At 67.1% G+C, this 20120-nt stretch carries 16 protein-coding genes; 15 read left to right on the forward strand and 1 reads right to left on the reverse strand.

Annotated elements, in window-relative coordinates; translation table 11 throughout:
• Positions 1-102: 102 nt before the first annotated feature.
• The 15 genes from E0H45_RS36780 to E0H45_RS36850 all read left to right on the forward strand — a co-directional run bounded on the left by E0H45_RS36780 (position 103) and on the right by E0H45_RS36850 (position 18751).
• Complete coding sequence (locus E0H45_RS36780) at positions 103-1395, forward strand: ABC transporter substrate-binding protein (RefSeq protein WP_131346424.1); 1293 nt, start codon at positions 103-105, stop codon at positions 1393-1395.
• Positions 1392-2261 carry a carbohydrate ABC transporter permease gene (locus tag E0H45_RS36785; protein ID WP_202872701.1) on the forward strand — a complete coding sequence of 290 codons (870 nt, stop codon included), beginning with the start codon at positions 1392-1394 and terminating at the stop codon, positions 2259-2261. Before E0H45_RS36780 ends, E0H45_RS36785 begins: the two co-directional genes overlap by 4 nt.
• Positions 2258-3136, forward strand: a complete 879-nt coding sequence (locus tag E0H45_RS36790) for a carbohydrate ABC transporter permease (protein WP_131346426.1) — start codon at positions 2258-2260, stop codon at positions 3134-3136. The genes E0H45_RS36785 and E0H45_RS36790 overlap by 4 nt, the downstream gene beginning before the upstream one ends.
• The gene (locus E0H45_RS36795) at positions 3133-5055 is read left to right on the forward strand and encodes a DUF8034 domain-containing protein (RefSeq protein ID WP_131346427.1); all 1923 of its coding nucleotides are present in this window, start codon (positions 3133-3135) and stop codon (positions 5053-5055) included. The genes E0H45_RS36790 and E0H45_RS36795 overlap by 4 nt, the downstream gene beginning before the upstream one ends.
• Before the next feature lie 20 nt (positions 5056-5075).
• Positions 5076-5870 carry an RraA family protein gene (locus E0H45_RS36800; RefSeq protein WP_131346428.1) on the forward strand — a complete coding sequence of 265 codons (795 nt, stop codon included), beginning with the start codon at positions 5076-5078 and terminating at the stop codon, positions 5868-5870.
• 27 nt (positions 5871-5897) lie between these two features.
• Positions 5898-7757 (forward strand): right-handed parallel beta-helix repeat-containing protein, encoded by a 1860-nt coding sequence (locus E0H45_RS36805; protein WP_131346430.1) that lies wholly within the window; start codon positions 5898-5900, stop codon positions 7755-7757.
• A gap of 5 nt (positions 7758-7762) precedes the next feature.
• Entirely contained in the window at positions 7763-9604 is a 1842-nt protein-coding gene (locus E0H45_RS36810; protein WP_131346432.1) for a right-handed parallel beta-helix repeat-containing protein, read from the forward strand.
• A 5-nt stretch (positions 9605-9609) separates the two neighbouring features.
• Entirely contained in the window at positions 9610-11442 is a 1833-nt protein-coding gene (locus E0H45_RS36815) for a right-handed parallel beta-helix repeat-containing protein (protein ID WP_131346434.1), read from the forward strand.
• Positions 11443-11458: 16 nt separating this feature from the next.
• The gene (locus E0H45_RS36820; protein ID WP_131346436.1) at positions 11459-12205 is read left to right on the forward strand and encodes an SDR family NAD(P)-dependent oxidoreductase; all 747 of its coding nucleotides are present in this window, start codon (positions 11459-11461) and stop codon (positions 12203-12205) included.
• A complete protein-coding gene (locus E0H45_RS36825) occupies positions 12202-13389 on the forward strand; it encodes a CaiB/BaiF CoA transferase family protein (protein WP_131346438.1) in 1188 nt (395 codons plus the stop codon). The genes E0H45_RS36820 and E0H45_RS36825 overlap by 4 nt, the downstream gene beginning before the upstream one ends.
• Positions 13386-14162 (forward strand): enoyl-CoA hydratase/isomerase family protein, encoded by a 777-nt coding sequence (locus tag E0H45_RS36830; protein WP_131346440.1) that lies wholly within the window; start codon positions 13386-13388, stop codon positions 14160-14162. The genes E0H45_RS36825 and E0H45_RS36830 overlap by 4 nt, the downstream gene beginning before the upstream one ends.
• Positions 14163-14166: 4 nt before the next feature.
• Positions 14167-15105, forward strand: coding sequence for an MBL fold metallo-hydrolase (locus E0H45_RS36835; RefSeq protein ID WP_165546729.1), 939 nt, complete (start codon positions 14167-14169; stop codon positions 15103-15105).
• A gap of 282 nt (positions 15106-15387) precedes the next feature.
• Positions 15388-16251, forward strand: coding sequence for an ABC transporter permease (locus E0H45_RS36840; protein WP_131346444.1), 864 nt, complete (start codon positions 15388-15390; stop codon positions 16249-16251).
• On the forward strand, positions 16248-17144 hold the full coding sequence (locus tag E0H45_RS36845; RefSeq protein WP_131346446.1) for a carbohydrate ABC transporter permease: 897 nt from the start codon (positions 16248-16250) through the stop codon (positions 17142-17144). The genes E0H45_RS36840 and E0H45_RS36845 overlap by 4 nt, the downstream gene beginning before the upstream one ends.
• Positions 17141-18751, forward strand: coding sequence for an extracellular solute-binding protein (locus tag E0H45_RS36850; RefSeq protein WP_131346448.1), 1611 nt, complete (start codon positions 17141-17143; stop codon positions 18749-18751). Before E0H45_RS36845 ends, E0H45_RS36850 begins: the two co-directional genes overlap by 4 nt.
• Before the next feature lie 69 nt (positions 18752-18820).
• Here the strand turns inward: E0H45_RS36850 and E0H45_RS36855 are convergent, their stop codons facing one another.
• Positions 18821-20050, reverse strand: coding sequence for an SGNH/GDSL hydrolase family protein (locus tag E0H45_RS36855; protein WP_202872702.1), 1230 nt, complete (start codon positions 20048-20050; stop codon positions 18821-18823).
• Between the last annotated feature and the right edge of the window lie 70 nt (positions 20051-20120).

Raw genomic sequence — 20120 nt, forward strand, 5'->3', positions numbered from 1 at the left:
TGCCGTTTAAACGTTGACACTTGAGCGTCGCGCTCTGCATCGTCACTCGATAACGACGCCCGGCCGCCCCCGAAGCCGGGACGATCCGAGGAGGACCCGGAAATGGCTCGTTCGGTACAGCGCACCCCAGGACGCAATCCACGGCGCACGCTAAGCCTGCTGACATCTGTCGTGATCCTGGTGGGCGCGGCGGGCTGCGGTGGCGGCTTCAGCGACGACAAGGGTGCTGCTGGTGACAGCACCGGCGAAGTGCGGATGCTGGTCAACATCACTCCCAACCTGACCAAGAGCTACTGGGAGGGCCTGGTCAAGCCCTTCGAGGAGGCCAACCCGGGCGTCGACGTGAAGATCGAGGCGCCGACCGGTTCGGGCGTCACGGACACGCTGCCGCAGCTGCTCGCGGCCGGCAACGCCCCGGATGTCGTCGAGACGCTGATGGCCGACAAGGTGCTGGCGCCGCAGATGCTCGACCTGACCGACCAGGCGTGGACCAAGGACACCCCGCTGGTGGAGCAGGCCTCGCTGGACGGCAAGGTGTACACGGTCGGTGTCGGCCAGCAGGCGCAGTCGCTGGTGTTCTACAACAAGGACGCCTTCGCCAAGGCCGGCATCAGCGCCCCGCCGAAGAACCTCGACGAGCTGACCGCGGCCATGGGCAAGCTCAAGGCGGCCGGCTACCTGCCGCTGCAGACAGCCGGCGACTACGTGACCGGTCTGCAGCTGCTGCAGCTCAGCGACCCGTCGATCGCCACCAAGTACCCGGACTGGTACCAGCAGGTCAGCTCGAAGCAGGCCAAGGTCGGCGAGACGCTGCGGCCGCTGCTGGAGCGCTACGAGTCCTGGATCAAGAGCGGGTACGTCGACAAGAACGCGCTCGGTCTGAAGGACGTCGGCGCGCAGACCAACTTCCTGTCCGGCAAGGCCGGCATGTACATCATGGGCAGCTGGTTCGTGCGGACCGCCGACGACGCGAAGCCGAAGTTCGACCTCGGCGTGTTCGCGGCGCCGACCGAGGCGGGGCAGCCCTCGCCGGGTCCGCAGGGTGTCACGATGGCCGCGCCGTACATGGTGCTGAAGTCGACCAAGCAGCGTGACCTCTCGGTGAAGCTGGTGCAGTGGCTGGTCACGGACAAGACCGCCGTCCAGAGCCAGCTCGCGCAGGACGGCAACTTCCGCAAGGGCTACACCGACAAGCTGTCGCCGCTCGGCAAGCAGGTGCAGGACATCCTCGACCAGGCGCCGAAGCAGGTCGCCCAGGGTGAGGGGTACGGCGCCAACACGCTGCCGCAGGGCTTCAACGGCGAGTGGAACAAGGCGGTCCAGAGCCTCTACACGGGGAAGAGTGCGAAGGACGTCGCTACCCGCATCGACAGCTGGATGGGCTCGAAATCGTGAGAGCCCGCCTGACGACCCTCAGTATGGTCGGCCCGGCGCTGGTGCTGTTCGTCGTCATGCTGGTCGTCCCGGTCTGCCTGTCGCTCTACCTCAGCCTGACCGACTGGGACGGCTACAGCGCGAACCCGGCCTTCGTCGGCCTGAAGAACTACGTGAACCTGACGCACAGCGCCGAGGCGATCCGGGCGGGCTGGGTGACGCTGCTGATCGCTGCCGTCGGCACTGTCCTGCTCAGCGTGTTCGGACTCGGGTTCGCCCTGCTGGTGAACGGTGCGTCCCGGCTGAACGCGTTCTTCCGCATCGTGCTGTTCTACCCGCACGTGCTGAGCGCACTGGTCGTCGGATTCCTGTGGAGCGCAGTGCTCGGTACGTCGGGTGTCGTCAACGGCTGGCTCACGTCGAAGGGCGCCGAGGTACTGCCGTTCCTCTCAGACCCGAAGTGGGCTCTCGCGAGTCTCATCGCCGTACTGGTGTGGGCCGGGTTCGGTGTGAACGTAGTGCTCTACCTGGCCGGGCTGCAGACGGTGTCGAAGGACCTGCTGGAAGCGGCCCGCATCGACGGTGCGTCGAAGCGGCAGACGTTCTTCAACGTCACACTGCCTGCGTTGGCGCCTGTGGTGACGGTGAACCTCGTGCTGTCGCTGGTGACGTTGCTGAAGACGTACGACCTCGTGGTGTCGCTGACAGGAGGTGGCCCGGCTGGGTCCACCCAGACCGCGGCGTACCTGATCCTGTGGGACTCGTTCCACAACAACGCGCTCGGGTTCGGCTCGGCGCAGAGCGTCGTACTGATGGTCATCACCGCAGGTCTTGCCCTGACCGTCGCTCGGCTGCGAGCGCGTGCTGACCGAGGGGTGCAGGCATGAGCGCACTCCGGATGCCACGGGTGGCCACTGTGCAGTTCAAATCCTTCCGCACCAAGGGCTGGGGACGGATCGCGTTCCTGGTCGTGACCAGCGTGCTGATGCTGGTGCCGATGTACCTGCTGATCGTCAGCGCGTTCAAGTCACAGCAGGACATCCTTCAGCACCCGTTCTCGCTGGCGCCGGACCAGCTGACCACGGAGTACCTGCGGAAGGCCGCGACGAACCCCGACTTCAACATCCTCAAGGGGTACGCCGTCACGATCCTGTTCGTGGTGTCGGTGAACGTGCTGTCCGTGGCGCTGGCCGGCCCGGTGTCGTACGTGATCGCGCGGCGCAGCGAACGCCGCTACCGGATGCTCCTGCTGTTGTTCGTGGCCGGGACGTTCATCCCGAGCCAGGTGCTGGTGATCCCGGTCGTCTACACGCTGAAGTTCCTCGGGTTGATGGGCACCATCCCCGGGTTCGTGCTGTTCGAGACCACGCTGACGCTGCCGTTCTCGATCTTCCTGTACGCCGGCTACATCATGACGATCCCGGCCAGCCTGGACGAGGCGGCCGCGGTCGACGGGGCCGGCAAGCACCGGGTGTTCTGGTCGATCGTGTTCCCGCTGATGAAACCGGCTGTGGTGACGATGGTCATCCTGAACACCTTCTCGGTGTGGAACGACTTCGTGAACCCGCAGATCATCCTCGGGCCGGGCAGCGGTCTCTACACCGTGACGACCGGCGTGTACGCCGCGGTGAGCCAGTACTCCACCGACTACACGGTGGTGTTCCCGACGCTGCTGCTCGCAGTGGCTCCGTTGCTGGTGGTCTTCGTGCTGCTCCAGCGGCACGTGATCAGCGGCCTGACCGCGGGAGCGACCAAGGGATGACAACAACCGAGCCGATCGTTGCAGAGATACCGATAGGCGCCCCGCCCGCGTGGGCGATCATGCAGCGCCGCCTGTTCGACGTGATGGACGAGGGCTGGTGGCTGTTCCGCGAACGCTACTGCCTCCCCGACGGCAGTCTGCGGTACGCCGGTCCGGTGCAGAGCCGGGACGGTGCGGACGACTTCTACGAGGCGTTCGTCAACTGGCCGGTGCTCTACCAGCTCGGTGGCGCGGACGACCTGATCGACGTGTCGAAGTGGCACTGGGAAGGCGTCACCCGGCAGCTCACCGACCTGGGGTTCCTGGTCGACGAGTTCGAGCGCGGGTACGACTGGTTCCACATCGGCGAGTCGATGATCTTCTTCTACTCGCTGTGTGCGGCCGACCCGACGGACGAGGTGTTCCGGGAACGCGCGTACCGGTTCGCCGAGCTCTACCTCCCCGGTTCGCCGGCCGCCAACTACGACCCCGCGACCCGGACGATCCGCGCGCCGCACAACGGCGCCGGCGGTCCGCGGTGGGGCATCAACGACGAGTGGCGGACGTTCGGCGCGAACCAGGAGCGGATGCGGATCTTCGGGCTGCCGCTGTCCGGCGTACCCGGGATCAGCGGTTGGGACGATCTGAAGGACCCGGCGAACGCGGACCTGATGGGTGCGGAGATGATCCGCCGACTCGGTGCTGGTGACACCGCAGTCAACCTGGCCGCGACCACGCTGACCGCGAACGCCTGGCTGTACGACCACAGTGACCGGTTCGCGGCGTGGACGCTGGAGTACCTGGACGCGTGGGAGGAGCGGGCCAAGGCGAACGGCGGCCTGCTGCCCGACAACGTCGGCCCGAACGGCATCGTCGGCGAGCTCCACGACGGCCGCTGGTACGGCGGTACGTACGGCTGGAACTGGCCGCACGGTGTCTACAGCGTCGGATCGGCCGCCTGCGTCGCGGCGTTGAACGGCGTCGTAGTCACGGGTGACTCGAAGCGGCTGGACTTCGCACGGCAACTGCTGGATCACCTGTACGAACGTGGCGTCAGCGGTGCGGTCGACGAGACCGACATGAGCATCCGGGACCGGTGGCAGGCCGAGCTGGGCGACGACTGCGCCAACCCGACCTTGCTGATCCCGAACCGGCACAGCGACGACGGGTGGTTCGACTACCAGCCGCCGCAGCTGGGCCTGCCGATGTGGTTGTGGCAGGCATCCTTCGAGTCGGGTGACCGCGACCGGCTGAGCAAGCTGCGCGAGCGCAGCGGCTACGACTGGCGTACGGTCCGCGACTTCCGCAACAAGGAGGACGCCGGCCACGAGGCGCCCTGGCTCGCCTACCTGGCCGGAGACAACCCCGGCTATCCGGAGGCGATGCTGGGCGTCGCACTGTCGCAGGTGCAGCGCCGGATGGACCTGATGGCCGTCGACACCGTCGACCCCGCCGAAATGAACATCCACCACTGGCAGCGGCACAACCCGGTCGCCACCGAGGCACTGCTGCAGCTGACCACCGGTACGCCGCAGCTCCTCTACAACGGCGGTCTGCTGCCACTGCGCGTGCTGTACCTGGACGCGGACCGCGGCCGTCCCGGTCTGCCACCTGACGTCGCCGCACTGGTCGACACAGTGGAGCCGGACCGGACAGGTCTGCAACTGGTCAACCTGTCCGCGACGCAGACCCGCCGAGTGGTCGTTCAGGCCGGGAGCTTCGGCACCGACCGTATCGACGAGGTCACGTTCTCCACTGCGACAGGGGATTATCCAGGGCCGTCCCCGGCGTACACCTCGACCCCGCCCACGCCGGGCCGTCGCACAGTCGTTGTCGACGGCAACCGGCTCGAGGTGACGATGCCGCCCGGCCGGACCATCCGGCTGGACCTGCGGTTGACCAGAAACACCTACCGCGCCGCACATCTGGCGCTTGCCTAGATGAATTACTGAGGAGACATATGAGCAGCACGGAACAAGCTCCGGTGACGCCGGTCTGGGACCTTCCGGTGCGCGGCGACACCCCGCCGGCGCCGGATCCCGGCCTGGTGGCGCGGCTGTCCGAGATCGGGTCGGCCACCGCCTGCGCCCGGTTGCACAACCAGGGCATCCGCCGGACCTTCGTCGACGGTCCGACCAGCATGTTCCCCGGCAAGAAGGTGGTCGGCCGCGCGCTGACCCTGCAGTTCATGCCGCAGCGTGAGGACATCGCCGACGGGCAGACCCAGGAGTACATCGAGCGCAGTACGGCGCTGTGGGCCGTGCTCGACGAGATCCAGCCCGGCGACGTCCTGGTGGTCCAGGCCTACGGCAGCCACACCACGGGCTGCTTCGGCGACATGCTGGTCCGCTACTTCAAGCTCCGCGGCGGGGCCGGCATCGTCGTCGACGGCCGGATCCGCGACGTACCGCGGGTGTCGGAGCTCGACGTCCCGATCTGGTCCACCGGAGCCACACCGCACTACGCGTCCCAGTCCGAGCTGTTCCCGTGGGCGTACAACGTCCCGGTGGCGGTCGGCGGCGTCCTCACGCTGCCGGGGGACCTGGTGCTCGCCGACGACGACGGTGCCGTCGTCGTACCCAGGCAGCGTGCGGAGTCCGTCATCCAGGCGGCCGCCGAGCACGACGAGTGGGAGAAGTTCAGCCGGCGCCGCATCGACGAAGGCGCCCCGTTGCGTGACTACTACCCCCTGACCGAGAAGACCCGTCTCGAGTACGAGCGCTGGCGCAGCCAGAACGGCAACGCCGGCGACTGATCCCTCCGAGAGAGGACCCCGCCCAACATGTCCAGAAGAACCAGGCGTACGGCGCTCAGCGTCGGCGCCGGGGTGGTCGCGGCTGCCCTGGTGACCGTCGCGGCCGTCCAATTCAACGCCCAACCCGCCGGTGCGGCCGACTGCAACAACTTCTGGGTCGCGCCCGATGGCAACGACTCCGCGAAGGGCACCGAGAAGGAGCCCTGGAAGACCGTCACCCGGGCCCGCGACGAGATCCGGAACAAGGACCTCAACGACCGGATGAACTGCGACATCACCGTCAACCTGAAGGCCGGCAACTACCCGGTCGCGTCCACGATCGACCTGAACGAGCAGGACTCCGGCAAGAACGGCCACCGGGTCGTGTACCGCAGCGTCGACGGCCCCGGCAAGGCGCAGCTCCAGGGCGCCGAGGAACTCACCGGCTGGACCCCGACCGAGAACGGCATCTACAAGGCCAAGTTCGACGCGTCGAAGCCGTTCTACACGCTCTTCGAGGACGGCAAACGCGCCACCAACGCCCGCTACCCGAACCGCGCCGCCGACGACACGTGGGCGCCGTACATGACGTCGATCCTCTACGAAGAGGACAAGATGGACGTCCACAACTGGCTGTGGGGCAAGGCCGGTGACTGGGACCCGACCTGGGACCTGAGCCAGGCGTCGGTGACGATCTGGTCCGGTGGCTCCTGGTCGTGGTTCACGGACACGATCCCGTTGCTGGACACCAACTTCAAGAAGACCCAGACCACCCTGAAGTACTTCACCCGGTTCGCCATGGTGAACAGCCGCGGCGGCTCGCGGTACTACTTCCAGAACTCGCTGAGCTTCCTGGACCAGCCAGGGGAGTACTACGTCGACTTCAAGGCCGGTGAGGTCTACTACAAGCCGCGCGCCGGCACGATGGACGGCGTCAAGGTATTGCGGCCCACGGTGAAGACCGTGCTCAACTTGGCCGGCAAGTCACCGCAGGACCGGCTGCACGACGTGACGTTCGACGGTCTGGGCGTGCAGTACTCTGACTTCGTCCCCTGGTACCGCGTCGGCTGGAACGCCCCCGGCGACTCGGGGGTCGAGCACAAGTACCCGGAGTACGACCGGCAGATCGAACTGCCACGGAACCGGTTCGGTGCGATCACGCTCACCAACACGAGCAATATCGACCTGACCCGGATGCACATCTCCGACACCGGTGCCACCGCGATCTACCTGCTGTTCGCGAACGACCACACCAGGGTCACCGACAGCCTGCTGGAGAACATCGGCAACGACGGCATCAAGGTCGAGGGCGGCTGGCCGGGTGAAGGCGACCTGAGCAACCACCACACGTTCTCGAACCTCTTCATCGACCACATCGGTGAGCTGGTCCCGGGTGACGCGTCCGGCATCGAGTTGATGGACACCGGCAGCAACACGGTGACGAACGTCGAGGTCAAGCACAGTGCCCGCTACGGCATCAGCCTGGAGTCGCGGCCGGAGGTGAAGGACCCGGACCAGTACGAGGGCGGCAACACGTTCAAGTACATCAAGCTCGAGGAGATGGGTCTGGACAGCGGCGACATGGGCGCCTTCTACACGTACGGCGTGGACAACCAGGAGCCGCATCCGATCCAGAACACGGTCGACCAGATGGTGATCGGCGACGTGATTCCCGACCCGTCGATGCCCGACGCGGGCGGCACCCGCGGTGTGCACATGGACGCCGGCGGCTGTGGGTTCGCGATCAGCAACGTGCAGGTCGGGAAGGTGACCGACCAGAAGTACCAGGCGTACCAGTGCAACCAGGTGACGAACGCCGACTGGGTCGAGGGCTTCGACGCGTCGAAGATGGAATACGACAAGATCGGCGTACTGCCCAGCTTCCCGTACGACGTCGCGGGCCGGTGACTCCGATGCCACGTTTCGCAGCGGGAGTGCTGGCCGGTCTGGCCCTTCCTGCTCTTGTCCTCGGAGGCGGGGTGGCGGCGCGAGCCGCCGCCCCGGCGGGGCAGGAGAAGAACTGCGCGTCGTTCTGGGTCGCACCGGACGGCGACGACAAGGCGCCGGGGACCGATTCGAAGCCCTGGAAGACGATCGAACACGCACGGGACACGTTGCGGACCAGGGGCCATGCCGGGTGCACGCCCGTGGTGAACCTGCGGGCCGGCACCTACCAGGTCGACAAGACGATCACCTTCGACGACCGCGATTCCGGGGTGACCTACCGGAGCGTGGACGGGCCGGGCAAGGCCGTCCTGGACGCGGGGCGGGAGGTCACCGGCTGGACGCCGTACAAGGACGGCATCTTCAAGGCGAAGGTCGACGTCGACCAGCCGTTCTACACGCTGTACGTCGACGGCGCGCGGGCGACCACCGCGCGGTACCCGAACCGGCGGTCCGACGACGAATGGGCGCCGTACCTGACGTCGGTCCTGATCGAACCGGAGAAGGAGGCCATCCGCGACCAGGTGGGCTTCACCGAGGGCGATTGGGACGAGACCTGGAACCTGGGCAGCTACACCGACTGGCCGGCCCAGGTGATGATCTGGTCGGGCGGGTCATGGAGCTGGTTCACCGACACGGTGCCGATCAAGAACCCGGACTGGAAGGACAACAAGGTCACGCTGGACTACTGGACCCGGTACGCGATGATGAACTCCCGGTCCGGTTCGCGGTACTTCGTCCAGAACTCGCTGGACCTGCTCGACGCCGAGGGCGAGTACTACCTCGACTGGGCGAGCAAGGAGCTGTACTACAAGCCGCGCGGCGGCACGATGGACGGCAAGCGGGTGCTGCGCCCGACGCAGACGCAGGTCCTGTCGCTGGGCGGTGTGACGCCCTCGCGCCGCCTGCACGACATCGCGTTCGACGGTGTCGGCATCGCGAACACCGACTTCATGCAGTGGTACCGCTCGGGCTGGATCAGCGCCGGTGACTCCGGACAGAAGCACAAGTACAAGGAGTACGACCGGCAGGTCGAGATGACCCGCAACCGGTTCGGCGCGGTCACGCTGACCAACACCCGCAACGTCGACCTGACCGGGCTGCACCTGCGCGACACCGGGTACCACGGCATCTACCTGCTGTCGGCCAACGACAACGTGACGATCGCCGACAGCCTGCTGGAGAACATCGGTGCCGACGGCATCAAGGTGGAAGGCCCGTACCCCGGTGAGGGTGACGTCGCGAACCACAACACGTTCACCAACCTCTACATCGACCACGTCGGCGAGCTGGTGCCGGGCGACGCGGCCGGGATCGAGCTGATGGACACCGGGAGCAACAAGGTCTCGCACGTCGTCGTGAAGCACAGCGCGCGGTACGGCATCACCCTCGAGGCCCGGCCGGAGGTGAAGGACGGGGAGGGCTACGCGCTCGACAACGAGTTCTCCTACATCCGCCTGGAGGAGACCGGCCTGGACAGTGGTGACATGGGCGCGTTCTACACCTACGGCATCGACAACCAAGAGCCCCATCCGGTGCGGAACACGGTGAAGCAGATGGTGATCACCGACGTGATCCCGGACGCGTCGATGCCGGACAGCGGCACGCGCGGTGTGCACATGGACGCCGGCGGGTGCGGGTTCAGCTTCTCCGACATCGAGGTCGGGACGGTGACTGACGACAAGTACCAGTCGTACCAGTGCAACGAGGTGACCAACGCGAACTGGGCGGCCGGATTCGACCAGGGCCGGATGGAGTACGACAAGATCGGCGTACTTCCCTCCTTCCCGTACCCCGTGGAAGGACGGTGAAGCGGATGAAGCTGCTCGGTGGAGTGGCCATCGGTGTTGCCCTGGCAGTCATAGGTGCCGGCACGGCGCTGGGCGCGGGGCCGGAGAAGGACGCCGCCGCGTGTGACGGGTTCTGGGTGTCGCCCGACGGCAACGACTCTGCTGCGGGGACGCAGCGGAAACCCTGGAAGACCGTCGAGCACGCGCGGGACGCCCTGCGGATCAGGGCGCACGCCGGCTGCACCACGGTGGTGAACCTGAAGGCCGGGACCTACCAGGTCGACAAGACGATCACCTTCGACGACCGTGACTCCGGGGTCACGTACCGGAGCGCGGACGGGCCGGGCAAGGCCGTCTTCGAAGCGGGGCGGGAGGTGACCGGCTGGACGGCGTACAAGGACGGCATTTTCAAGGCGCCGGTCGACGTCAGCCAGCCGTTCTACAGTCTGTACGCCGACGGGAAGCGTGCCACGACGGCGCGCTACCCGAACCGCGAGTCCGACGACAAGTGGGCGCCGTACCTGCGGTCGATCCTGTTCGACCCGACCAAGGAAGCGGTGCGCGACCAGATCGGGTTCAACACCGGTGACATCGACCCGTCCTGGGATCTTCGGCTCGGTACGTCGTGGCCCGCGCAGGTGACGGTGTGGTCGGGTGGCTCGTGGTCGTGGTTCACCGACACGATCCCGATGCTCGACATCAACTTCACGAAGAAGCGGACCACGCTGGTGTACCCGGCGCGGTACGGCTTCATCAACTCCGGCGGCGGCTCGCGGTACTACGTGCAGAACTCGCTCAGCCTGCTCGACCAGGCCGGCGAGTACTACCTGGACTACCCGGCGAAGACGCTGTACTACAAGCCGGCCGGCGGCACGATGGACGGTCTCAAGGTGTACCGGCCGACGCAGACGCAGGTGTTCTCGATCGAGGGCGCGTCCGCGAACCGGCGGGTGGAGAACCTGACCCTCGACGGCCTGACCATCCAGCACACCGACTTCATGGACTGGTACCGGTACGGCTGGAACGGGACGGGTGACTCGGGCAACAAGCACAAGTACCCGAAGTACGACACGCAGATCGAGCTGCCGCGGAACCGGTGGGGTGCGATCACGCTCACCAATACGCGCGGGGTGAAGCTGACCGGGCTGCACATCCAGCAGACCGGGTTCACCGCGATCGAGTTGCTGTTCGCGAACGAGAAGACCACGGTGTCCGACAGTCTGCTCGAGCACCTCGGCAACGACGGCATCAAGGTCGAGGGCGGCTGGCCCGGCGAAGGTGACGTTGCCCATGGCAACACGTTCACCAACAACTACATCCACCACATCGGCGAGCTGGTGCCCGGCGACTCGGCCGGCGTCGAGATCATGAACAGCGGCGGCAACGAGGTCAGCCACACCGTCGTCGAGCACGGCGCCCGGTACGGCATCAGCATCGAGTCGCGGCCGGAGATCCCGAACGCGGACAACTACACCGGCGGCAACACGGTCAAGTTCGTCCGGCTGTCACACCTGGCGCAGGACAGCGGCGACACCGGTCCGTTCTACGCGTACGGCGTCCGCAACGAGCCGCCGTACACGCCGGACGCCTCCGTGTCGCAGCTGATCATCGACGACGCGAACGCCGATCCGTCGATGCCGGACGCGAAGCCGTACGGCGTGCACATGGACTTCGGCGGCTGCGGGTTCGCGTTCTCGGACATCAAGGTGACCAACACCGAGAGCGACCCGTACCACGGGCCGTCGGCCGGGCCGTGTGACACGTTCGCGAACGTGAGCTGGGAGGCCGGGTTCGACGACTCCAAGATGCAGTACGACCAGATCGGCGTACTGCCGTCCTTCCCCTACGAGAAGCCCTGAGGGTTCTGAGAGTTCCATGGATATCGAGAGGTTCAAGGGCAAGGTCGCGCTGATCACCGGAGGTGCCTCCGGGATCGGCGCGGCCACCGCCCGCCGGATCGCCGACGAGGGCGGCACCGTGGTGATCTGCGACCGCGACGGCGCCGCCGCGGAGAAGGTGGCTACCGAGGTTGGTGGCCGAGGATACGAGTTGGACGTGACTGATCTGGATCGGACGCTGGCGGTCGTCGAGACCGTGGGCGACGTGCACGTTCTGGTCAGCGCGGCGGGTGTTGACGTGTGCGACACGGTGCCGAACACGTCCCCCGACGAATGGCGGACGATCCTCGACGTCGACCTGACCGGCGTCTACAACTCGTGCCGGGCCGTCCTGCCGCGATTCGTCGCGCAGGGCGGCGGTGCGATCGTGACGATCTCGTCGGCGATCGGGACGGTCGGGGAGCGGAACAGGTCGGCGTACTGCGCGGCGAAGGCCGGCGTGGAGAACCTGACCCGCGCGATGGCCCTCGACCACGGCCCGGCCGGCGTCCGCGCGAACTGCGTGGCGCCCGGGCTGATCGACACGCCGCTGATCCGCAACGGCAAGGTCAGCGGCGCGGACGATCCGGGCGCGATGCAGGCGATGGTCGACCGGCATCACGCCCTCGGCCGGATCGGGCAGCCGTCGGAAGTGGCCGCGGCGATCGCGTTCCTGGCCAGCGACGACGCGTCATTCATCACCGGTGCGATCCTGCCGGTCGACGCGGGCTGGACGGCGCAATGAACATCCTGGGTGGTTACCGGGTGCTCGACGTGTCGGTGGCGATGGCCGGGCCGCTGGCGGCGATGCGGCTCGGCGACCTCGGCGCGGACGTGGTCAAGGTCGAGCCGGTCACTGGTGAATGGCAACGGCACACGGCCGCCGGAGGCGCGACCGGCAACGAGGTCAACGCGTCCTTCCTGTCGCTGAACCGCAACAAGCGCAGTTTGGCGGTCGACCTCAAGTCCGACGCGGGCCGCGAGCTCCTGTACGAGCTGGTGCGCACAGCGGATGTGTTCCTGCAGAACTACCGGCCTGGTGTGGCTGCCCGTCTCGGCGTCGACTACGACACCTTGCGCGCACTGAAGCCCTCACTGGTCTACGTGTCGATTTCTGGTTATGGCGAGAGCGGTCCGTACGTCGAGTGGCCCGGACAGGACCTGCTGGTGCAGGCGATGAGTGGTGCCCTGTTCAGCGCCGGCCGACCGGACGAGCCGCCCGTCGCAGCGCCGTACTTCCTGGCCGACGCGGTCACGGCGTACAGCGCGTTCGAAGGAGTGTTGGCCGCTCTGCTGCATCGGGAGCGGACTGGTGAGGGACAGCTGGTCCAGGTGAACATGCTGGACGCAGTGATCGCGCTCCAGATGCAGGAACTGTCAGTGCACACCGTTGGCGGCGTACCGCAGACGCGGTCCGAGGAGGTGCACGCGCACAGCTACATCCGTGCGCCGTACGGAATCTTCACCACTGCGGACGGGTACATCTCATTGGCGTTTGCGAACCTGCCTGTGCTGGCGGAGGTGCTGGACGCGCCACAGCTCGCCGGACTGGACGCGGAGCGGGACGGGTTCGCACGGCGGGACGAGATCGCCGCTGCGGTGTCTACTGCGCTGCTACGGGAGAAGACCGAGCACTGGATGCTCAAGCTGCGTGAACGCGGCGTGTGGTGCGGTCCGGTGCTCTCGTACGACGACGTACGCACGGACCCGCAGGTGCTGCACAACGAGTCGTTCGTGACGTACGAGCACCCGACCGAGGGCACTGTGACGACACCTGGGTTCCCGTACCGCTTCAGCCGCACGCCTCCCGACGTACATCGGCCCGCTCCGCTGGTTGGTGAGCACACCGATGAGCTGCTCGCCGAGCTCGGTGTGTCACCGGCGAAACGACAGGCGTTACTGGAACAGGGCGCGGTGGTAGCCCCGTGACGGCGGACGGGCAGATCCGGTTCGAGCAGGACGGGTACGTCGGCGTACTCACGCTGGACCGTCCCGCGAAGCTGAACGCGGCCACCCGGTCGATGAGCGCCGAGCTGCTCGAGCTCATCCCGCGCATCGACGAGGACCCGTCGATCCGCGCGGTCGTGGTGACCGGAGCGGGCGAGCGCGCGTTCTCGGTCGGCAGCGACATCGGCGAGCTCGACCGGTACGACGGCCCGTGGCACTTCCGGAACCGGCGGGACTACTGCGACGCGCTGCGCTCGTTGCGGACGCCGGTGATCGCGGCGGTCAACGGGTACGCGTACGGCGGCGGACTGGAGCTCGCGCTGTCGTGCGACATCCGGCTGGCCTCGGGGACCGCGAGCTTCGCGGCGGCGGAGATCAAGCTCGGATGGATCGGCGGCGGGGGAGTGACGGCACTCCTCGCGGCGTCGGTGCCGGCGAGCGATGCGGCGATGATGCTGCTCACCGGCGACCCCATCGACGCGGTCGAGGCGCTCCGCATCGGGCTGGTCAGCGAGATCGTGGACCCCGAAGACCTGTTGCCGACCGCAACCGAGTTGGCGGACCGGATCGCCGCCCGCCCACCGGTCGCGGCCGCCGCGGCGAAGGCGAACCTGCGCGCGGCCTGGTCCATGGGACTGGAGGCCGCCATTCAGTACGAGCGCGAGCTGCAGGCCGTTGCCCTCGGCACGCAGGACGCCGCCGAGGGACGAGCAGCCTTCGCGGAACGTCGTACCGGAACCTTCGAAGGACGGTGAGGTTGTGCCTGAAGAGATCGCGCCGGGTATCCACCGGCTGGCGACCGACTACCCGCACGTGTGCGGCCTGCCGCTCTGGCTGCACGTGATTGACGCGGGCTCCGAGCTGGTGCTGCTCGACGCGGGCATCGCGTCCACGCCCGAGTCGTCGACAGCACCCGAGCTCGCCGGCCTGGGGCTCGGGCTGTCCGATCTCACCCTGGTCGTCAACAGCCACGCGCATCCCGATCACATGGGCGGCAACGCCGTACTGCGCAAGCACAGCGGGGCACGGTTCGCGGCACCCGCGTTGGAGGCCGGGTGGCTGGAGGACAACGAGCGTCTGCTGACCGAACTGTGGGGCTCGGATCCCGACGCGCTGGATCTGTCGGAGACGGAGCGGACCGAGCTGCTGGAGATGCTGGACGAGCGGGTTCGTATCGACGTCCTGCTGCGCGACGGCGACCGCCTTCCCGGCGAGCGTCCGCTGCAGGTGATCACGACCAGCGGCCACAGTCCCGGGCACATCGCCGTACTCGACGAGACTTCGCGAACTCTTTTCACCTTCGACGACGTGCAGGGCCGCGGGCGCCCGTACCTCGGCAGCTCGCTCTGGCTGGCGCCGCTCTACACCGACGTCACCCGGTACACGAACGGGCTGACCCGGCTCCTCGAGCTGGACTTCGACGCCCTCGTACCGTCCCACGGCGACGCGATGGACGCGACCGCCGGCCGGAGGCTGATCGAGGAGAGCATCGAATGGGTCGCCGGCGTCGACGAGCTCACCACCGGCCTGCTACGTAGCAAGGGTTCGCTGACTGTCCGTGACCTGGCCGATGCCGTCGGCACCGAGTTGGGAGCGTACGGCGGGATCAACCTGCAGACCGTCCGGATGGCCCGGGCGCACCTCGAACACCTGGCCCGTCGCGGCGGCGCCGAGACCCGCTGGCACCACCGCGCCTGACCGGTTTCCGCAAGACACTCCGAACAAAGCTGCGTGACTCCCCAAGACACGACACAGTCGAACAAAGGAGAACGGGAAAGCGTTCTCCAAACGTGGGGGGCTACGACCTGGGAGTGTCGCGTGGCTCAAACAGAACGAATCCCCAGCCGACAGACCACGGCCGGAGAACCGACGGGCTCCGGACCGCCGGGCACCGTTACGGACAGTAGATCCTCGGGGCGCTCGGCGGGTAAGCCGCTGTCCTGGTGGGCGCGCGCCCGCCGGGACAAGGTTCTGCTGCTGATGGCCCTGCCCGGGCTGGTGCTGCTGCTGGTGTTCCACTACCTGCCGCTGCTCGGGAACCTGATCGCGTTCCAGGAGTACCTGCCGTTCGTGCCGCTCGGCCGCAGCGCGTGGGTCGGGCTGGAGAACTTCGCGGTGATCTTCAACGGCGACGCGGAGTTCCTGAACGCACTCAAGAACACGCTGCTGATCACGGTGGTCCAGGTGATCTTCGTGTTCCCGGCGCCGATCGCGCTGGCGCTGCTGCTGAACAGCCTGCTGTCCGAGCGGATCAAACGGGTCGTGCAGTCGGTGCTGTACCTGCCGCACTTCCTGTCCTGGGTGATCGTGATCGCGATCTTCCAGCAGATCCTCGGCGGCAGCGGACTGATCAACAACTTCCTGCGCTCGCACGGCATGGGCACGATCGACTTCCTCGGCAACCCCGACGGCTTCATCGCGCTGCTCACCAGCCAGGTGATCTGGAAGGACACCGGGTGGGGGACGATCCTGTTCCTGGCCGCGCTGACGCAGATCGACCCGGGGCTGTACGAGGCCGCCCGCGTCGACGGCGCCTCCCGCTGGCGGCAACTGTGGCACGTCACGGTGCCCGGGATCCGCGCGTTGATCATCCTGCTGTTGATCCTCCGGCTCGGCGATTCGCTGACCGTCGGGTTCGAGCAGATCATCCTGCAGCAGAACCTGGTCGGGAGACCGGCGAGTGAAGTTCTCGACACATACGTCTACAACAACGGCGTACTGGCAGGCCAATGGGGTGTGTCGGCCGCGGTCGGCTTGGTGAAGGGTCTTGTTGCCGTCGTCCTGGTGCTCGGCGCCAACAAGATCGCGCACATCTTCGGCGAGGCGGGGGTGTACCAGAAATGAGCACGATTCAGAGAGGTATCGACGACGGGCCGGCGATGTCGTCGCGGGTGCTCAAGACCGTCGTACTGGTCGTCTGCTGCGCGTTCGTCATCATCCCGTTCATCGGCGTGATCGCGACCAGCATCGCCAGTCAGGAACATGTGACGAACTCTGGTGGATTCGTCCTGTGGCCGGACGGGCTGAACCTGGACGCGTACAAGGCGATCTTCAACGGCGGTGTGGTGCAGCGGGCGCTGCTGATCAGCGTCGTGATCGCCACCGGCGGCACGCTGATCAGCCTGGCCGGCTCCACGATGCTCGCGTACGCGCTCAGCCGGCCGGGGTCGTTCGGGCAGCGGCCGATCCTGCTGATCGTGCTGTTCAGCCTGTTGTTCAGCCCGGGCCTGATCCCGAACTACCTGGTGGTGAAGGAGTTCGGGCTGCTCGACTCGTTGCTGGCGCTGATCCTGCCGACGGCGATCAGCGGGTTCAACGTCATCGTGCTGCGCTCGTTCTTCATGGGCATCCCGGACTCGGTGCTCGACTCGGCCCGGATCGACGGCGCGGGCGACTTCCGGATCTTCTGGTCGATCGTGCTGCCGCTGTCGAAGGCGGTGCTGGCGGTCGTCGGGTTGTTCTACGCGGTCGGGTACTGGAACGCGTTCTTCAACGCGATGCTGTACATCAACGACACCGCGAAGTGGCCGTTGCAGCTGGTACTGCGGACCTACGTCATCAACAACACCGAGCTGAGCAGCGGTGATCTCGGCGGTGCGTCGGCCGACCAGCTGCCGCCGCAGGAATCGATCCAGATGGCGATCCTGGTGGTATCGCTGGTGCCGATCCTGATCGTGTACCCGTTCCTGCAACGGCACTTCGCCAAGGGCATGCTGACCGGGGCGGTGAAGGGATGACGATCAGCAGAAGGACGCTCCTCGGTGGATCGCTGGCTGCCGCGGCCGTCGGTCTGAGCGGCTGCTCCACCGTGACCAGGTCGACGGATATCGCGGCGTTGAACAAGCCGGTCGCGCTCCCGACGTACAAACGCTTCGAGGGCCCGAAGCCGGACCTGCCACGCAGCCATCCGCTGATGCCGGACTGTTTCTACCGCTTCCCGGCGAACCCGACGAAGGTGACCAACGGCGTACCGGGGGACGGGACCGACGTGGTCGGTACGACGCTGACGTCGAACCCGATCCCGCCGACGGCCGACCGCAACCCGTACTGGCAGGAACTGAATCGGCGGCTCGGATCGCCGCTCAAGCTGACCATCACGGCGGCGACCGACTACCCCAACAAGTTCGCCACCGCGGTGGCCGGTGACACGTTGGGCGACCTGTTCAACGTGGACAGCGGGTTCGCGTACCTGCCGCAGTTCCTGGAGGCACGGGCGCAGGACCTGACCGAGTACCTGTCCGGGGACGCGATCCTGGAGTACCCGTTCCTGGCGAACGCGCCGCAGGCCTCGTGGCGGGGCTGCGTGTTCTCCGGCGGTATCCGGGCGGTGCCGATCCAGCGTGGCGTGATGTCGTCGAACACGTTGCTGGCACGGCAGGACCTGCTCGACCAGCTCGGTGTCGAGCTCGACTCGCCGACCGTCGACGACCTGGTCAAGGTGGCGAAGGCGGTCACCGACGAGAAGAAGAACCGGTGGGGTTTCGCGGTGCCGCCGACCGCGGCGGTCAGCGCGATGCTCGGGCTGCCGAACGGCTGGGAGGTGCGCGACGGGAAGCTGGTGCACAGCCGGGAACTGCCGGAGCACAAGCAACTCCTGTCGATCACGCGGCAGATGGTGAAGGACGGCCTGATCCATCCGGACGGGGTCGCGAAGAACAACCAGAAGGTCTGGTTCACGCAAGGGTCGGCGGTGATGACGCAGGACACGTACTCGTCGATCCAGAGCTTCTACCGGCGTGCGACGAACGAGAACTTCAGCATCACGGTCCCGGTCTCGCGCGCGCAGGACGGCAAGGTCGGGCGGGTGCTGCTCGGTTCGCCGAACAACTCGATCGCCGCGATCCGGCCGAGTTCGCCGGAGCGCACGAAGGCGTTGCTGCGGGTGCTGAACTGGTTCGCGGCGCCGTTCGGGACCGAGGAGTACCTGTTCCGGAAGTTCGGTCTCCAGGGACGGCACTACACGTTGAACGGGACCGATCCGCAGTTGACCAAGGACGGCGGCAGCGAGGTGTGCCTCGGGGAGTTCCCGATCCAGTACCTCGCCGACGGGCCGTACCCGGCGTACTTCCCGGGGCATACAGAGGCGGTCGACAACCTGTACAACCACCTGAAGGCCGTACTGCCGACAGCGATCCTGCCTCCGGCGTACGGGCTCTACTCGCCGACCCAGTCCACCAAGGGCAAGATCCTCGACACCCGGATGGACGCCCTCACCAAGGACATCCAGCTGGGCCGCGCCGACCTCAGCGCCTGGGACGACGCCGTCGCCGACTACCGCAAGTCCGGCGCCGACGCCATCCGCAACGAACTCGAACAAGCCATGGCCGCCAAGGGCGAGAACTGAACTGATCACCCCCGCTGGGGACTGGGAACTAGCAATAGCCTGTTCCCAGTCCCCGGCGGCTGTCCCCGGTCAGTCGCAGCGCAGGGTGTCGAGGTTGGGTGCGTCGCCCATGGCCTGGTTGCCGGCGTCGTTGGGGTGCAGGCCGTCGCCGCCGTCGTACGCCGCCGCAAGCCGGGACGGATCCGCCGGGTCGCGCGTTGCCGCGTCGAAGTCGGCCACGCCGTCGAACTCACCGCTCGTGCGGATGAACGTGTTCACCGCCTGCCGGATCGCCTCCTTCTCCGGCGTGTACACGAACGAGCTCCCCATCGGCGTCAACGTCCCGCCGACGATGCAGCGGCCGGACGCGTGCACCCGCGCGATCAACTGCCGGTACCCGGCGAGCAACTGCTCGGTCGTCGCCCCGGCGTAGATGTCGTTGATCCCCTCCAGCACCAGCACCGTCCGTACGCCGGGCTTCGTCAGCACGTCCTTGTCCAGCCGGGCCAGTGCGCTCGCGCCCGCACTGCCTGCCTTCGCGACCCCGCCGAGCACCCGGTTCCCCGAGATGCCCTCGTTCGAGATCGCCAGCCGCCGCGGCTCCGGGAGCTTCGCGTACCGGGCCGCCAGGATGTCCGGCCAGCGCCGGTTCGTGTCGATCGTCGTACCGACCGACGACGTGATCGAGTCACCGAGCGTTGCGACGGTCTCCACCGGCCGCGGCGCCTCGACGATCGCGGCGTTCAGGAAGAACCACGCCGAGGACTCCGTCTGGTACGCCGTACTCGACTCGTCGGCCGCGTGGTCGCCGGATGTCGACTTGTAGCTGTGCTGCATCGCCCGGTTGTGCGCGGTGATCACGCCCGTCGTCCCGACCACATGCAGGCTGACCGTCAGACTCGTCAGCGCCGGCACCACACCTGGCAGCGGGTCGCTGATCGCCATCGCACCCGGCGGGATCGTCACCGTCGTACTGCCACTGAACGTCAACCGCCGGCTGGACCCCGGCACCACGGTCGCGCCGCTGTCCTGCCGCCCGACGTACACCGAGTCCGACACCAACGGCTGATCCCCGTTCGCGTTGGAGATCCGGATCCGCAGGTCCTTCCCGCCCACCGACGTCCGCAGCACGTTCCGCACCGTCATGTCACTCAGTGACCCACCGGCAATATCGTCCGCCGCACCCCACGTCGTCACCAGCCCACTTCCACCTCCTGTCGTCGCCACGTCGTCCGGTGCGGCCGCCACCAGACCCGCCGCACCCACAGCCGTCACCAGCAAACTCGCGCCCATCCGGCGCCACGAAAGGTTCATGCCCATCAAGTCACCCTCGAATAGACATGCGTGCAATCGTTTGCAGAGATTCTGTCGCCGAACGGTCTGCCCGGCG

The sequence above is a fragment of the Kribbella soli genome (genome assembly GCF_004331345.1).
Taxonomy (GTDB): Bacteria; Actinomycetota; Actinomycetes; order Propionibacteriales; family Kribbellaceae; genus Kribbella; species Kribbella soli.

What these genes read in the sequence shown, in the direction of transcription:
- E0H45_RS36780 (WP_131346424.1), top strand. Translation starts at nt 103, where the DNA reads ATGGCTCGTTCGGTACAGCGCACCCCAGGACGCAATCCACGGCGCACG.
- E0H45_RS36790 (WP_131346426.1), top strand. Translation starts at nt 2,258, where the DNA reads ATGAGCGCACTCCGGATGCCACGGGTGGCCACTGTGCAGTTCAAATCC.
- E0H45_RS36795 (WP_131346427.1), top strand. Translation starts at nt 3,133, where the DNA reads ATGACAACAACCGAGCCGATCGTTGCAGAGATACCGATAGGCGCCCCG.
- E0H45_RS36800 (WP_131346428.1), top strand. Translation starts at nt 5,076, where the DNA reads ATGAGCAGCACGGAACAAGCTCCGGTGACGCCGGTCTGGGACCTTCCG.
- E0H45_RS36805 (WP_131346430.1), top strand. Translation starts at nt 5,898, where the DNA reads ATGTCCAGAAGAACCAGGCGTACGGCGCTCAGCGTCGGCGCCGGGGTG.
- E0H45_RS36810 (WP_131346432.1), top strand. Translation starts at nt 7,763, where the DNA reads ATGCCACGTTTCGCAGCGGGAGTGCTGGCCGGTCTGGCCCTTCCTGCT.
- E0H45_RS36815 (WP_131346434.1), top strand. Translation starts at nt 9,610, where the DNA reads ATGAAGCTGCTCGGTGGAGTGGCCATCGGTGTTGCCCTGGCAGTCATA.
- E0H45_RS36820 (WP_131346436.1), top strand. Translation starts at nt 11,459, where the DNA reads ATGGATATCGAGAGGTTCAAGGGCAAGGTCGCGCTGATCACCGGAGGT.
- E0H45_RS36825 (WP_131346438.1), top strand. Translation starts at nt 12,202, where the DNA reads ATGAACATCCTGGGTGGTTACCGGGTGCTCGACGTGTCGGTGGCGATG.
- E0H45_RS36840 (WP_131346444.1), top strand. Translation starts at nt 15,388, where the DNA reads ATGGCCCTGCCCGGGCTGGTGCTGCTGCTGGTGTTCCACTACCTGCCG.
- E0H45_RS36845 (WP_131346446.1), top strand. Translation starts at nt 16,248, where the DNA reads ATGAGCACGATTCAGAGAGGTATCGACGACGGGCCGGCGATGTCGTCG.
- E0H45_RS36850 (WP_131346448.1), top strand. Translation starts at nt 17,141, where the DNA reads ATGACGATCAGCAGAAGGACGCTCCTCGGTGGATCGCTGGCTGCCGCG.
- E0H45_RS36855 (WP_202872702.1), bottom strand. Translation starts at nt 20,050, where the DNA reads ATGGGCATGAACCTTTCGTGGCGCCGGATGGGCGCGAGTTTGCTGGTG.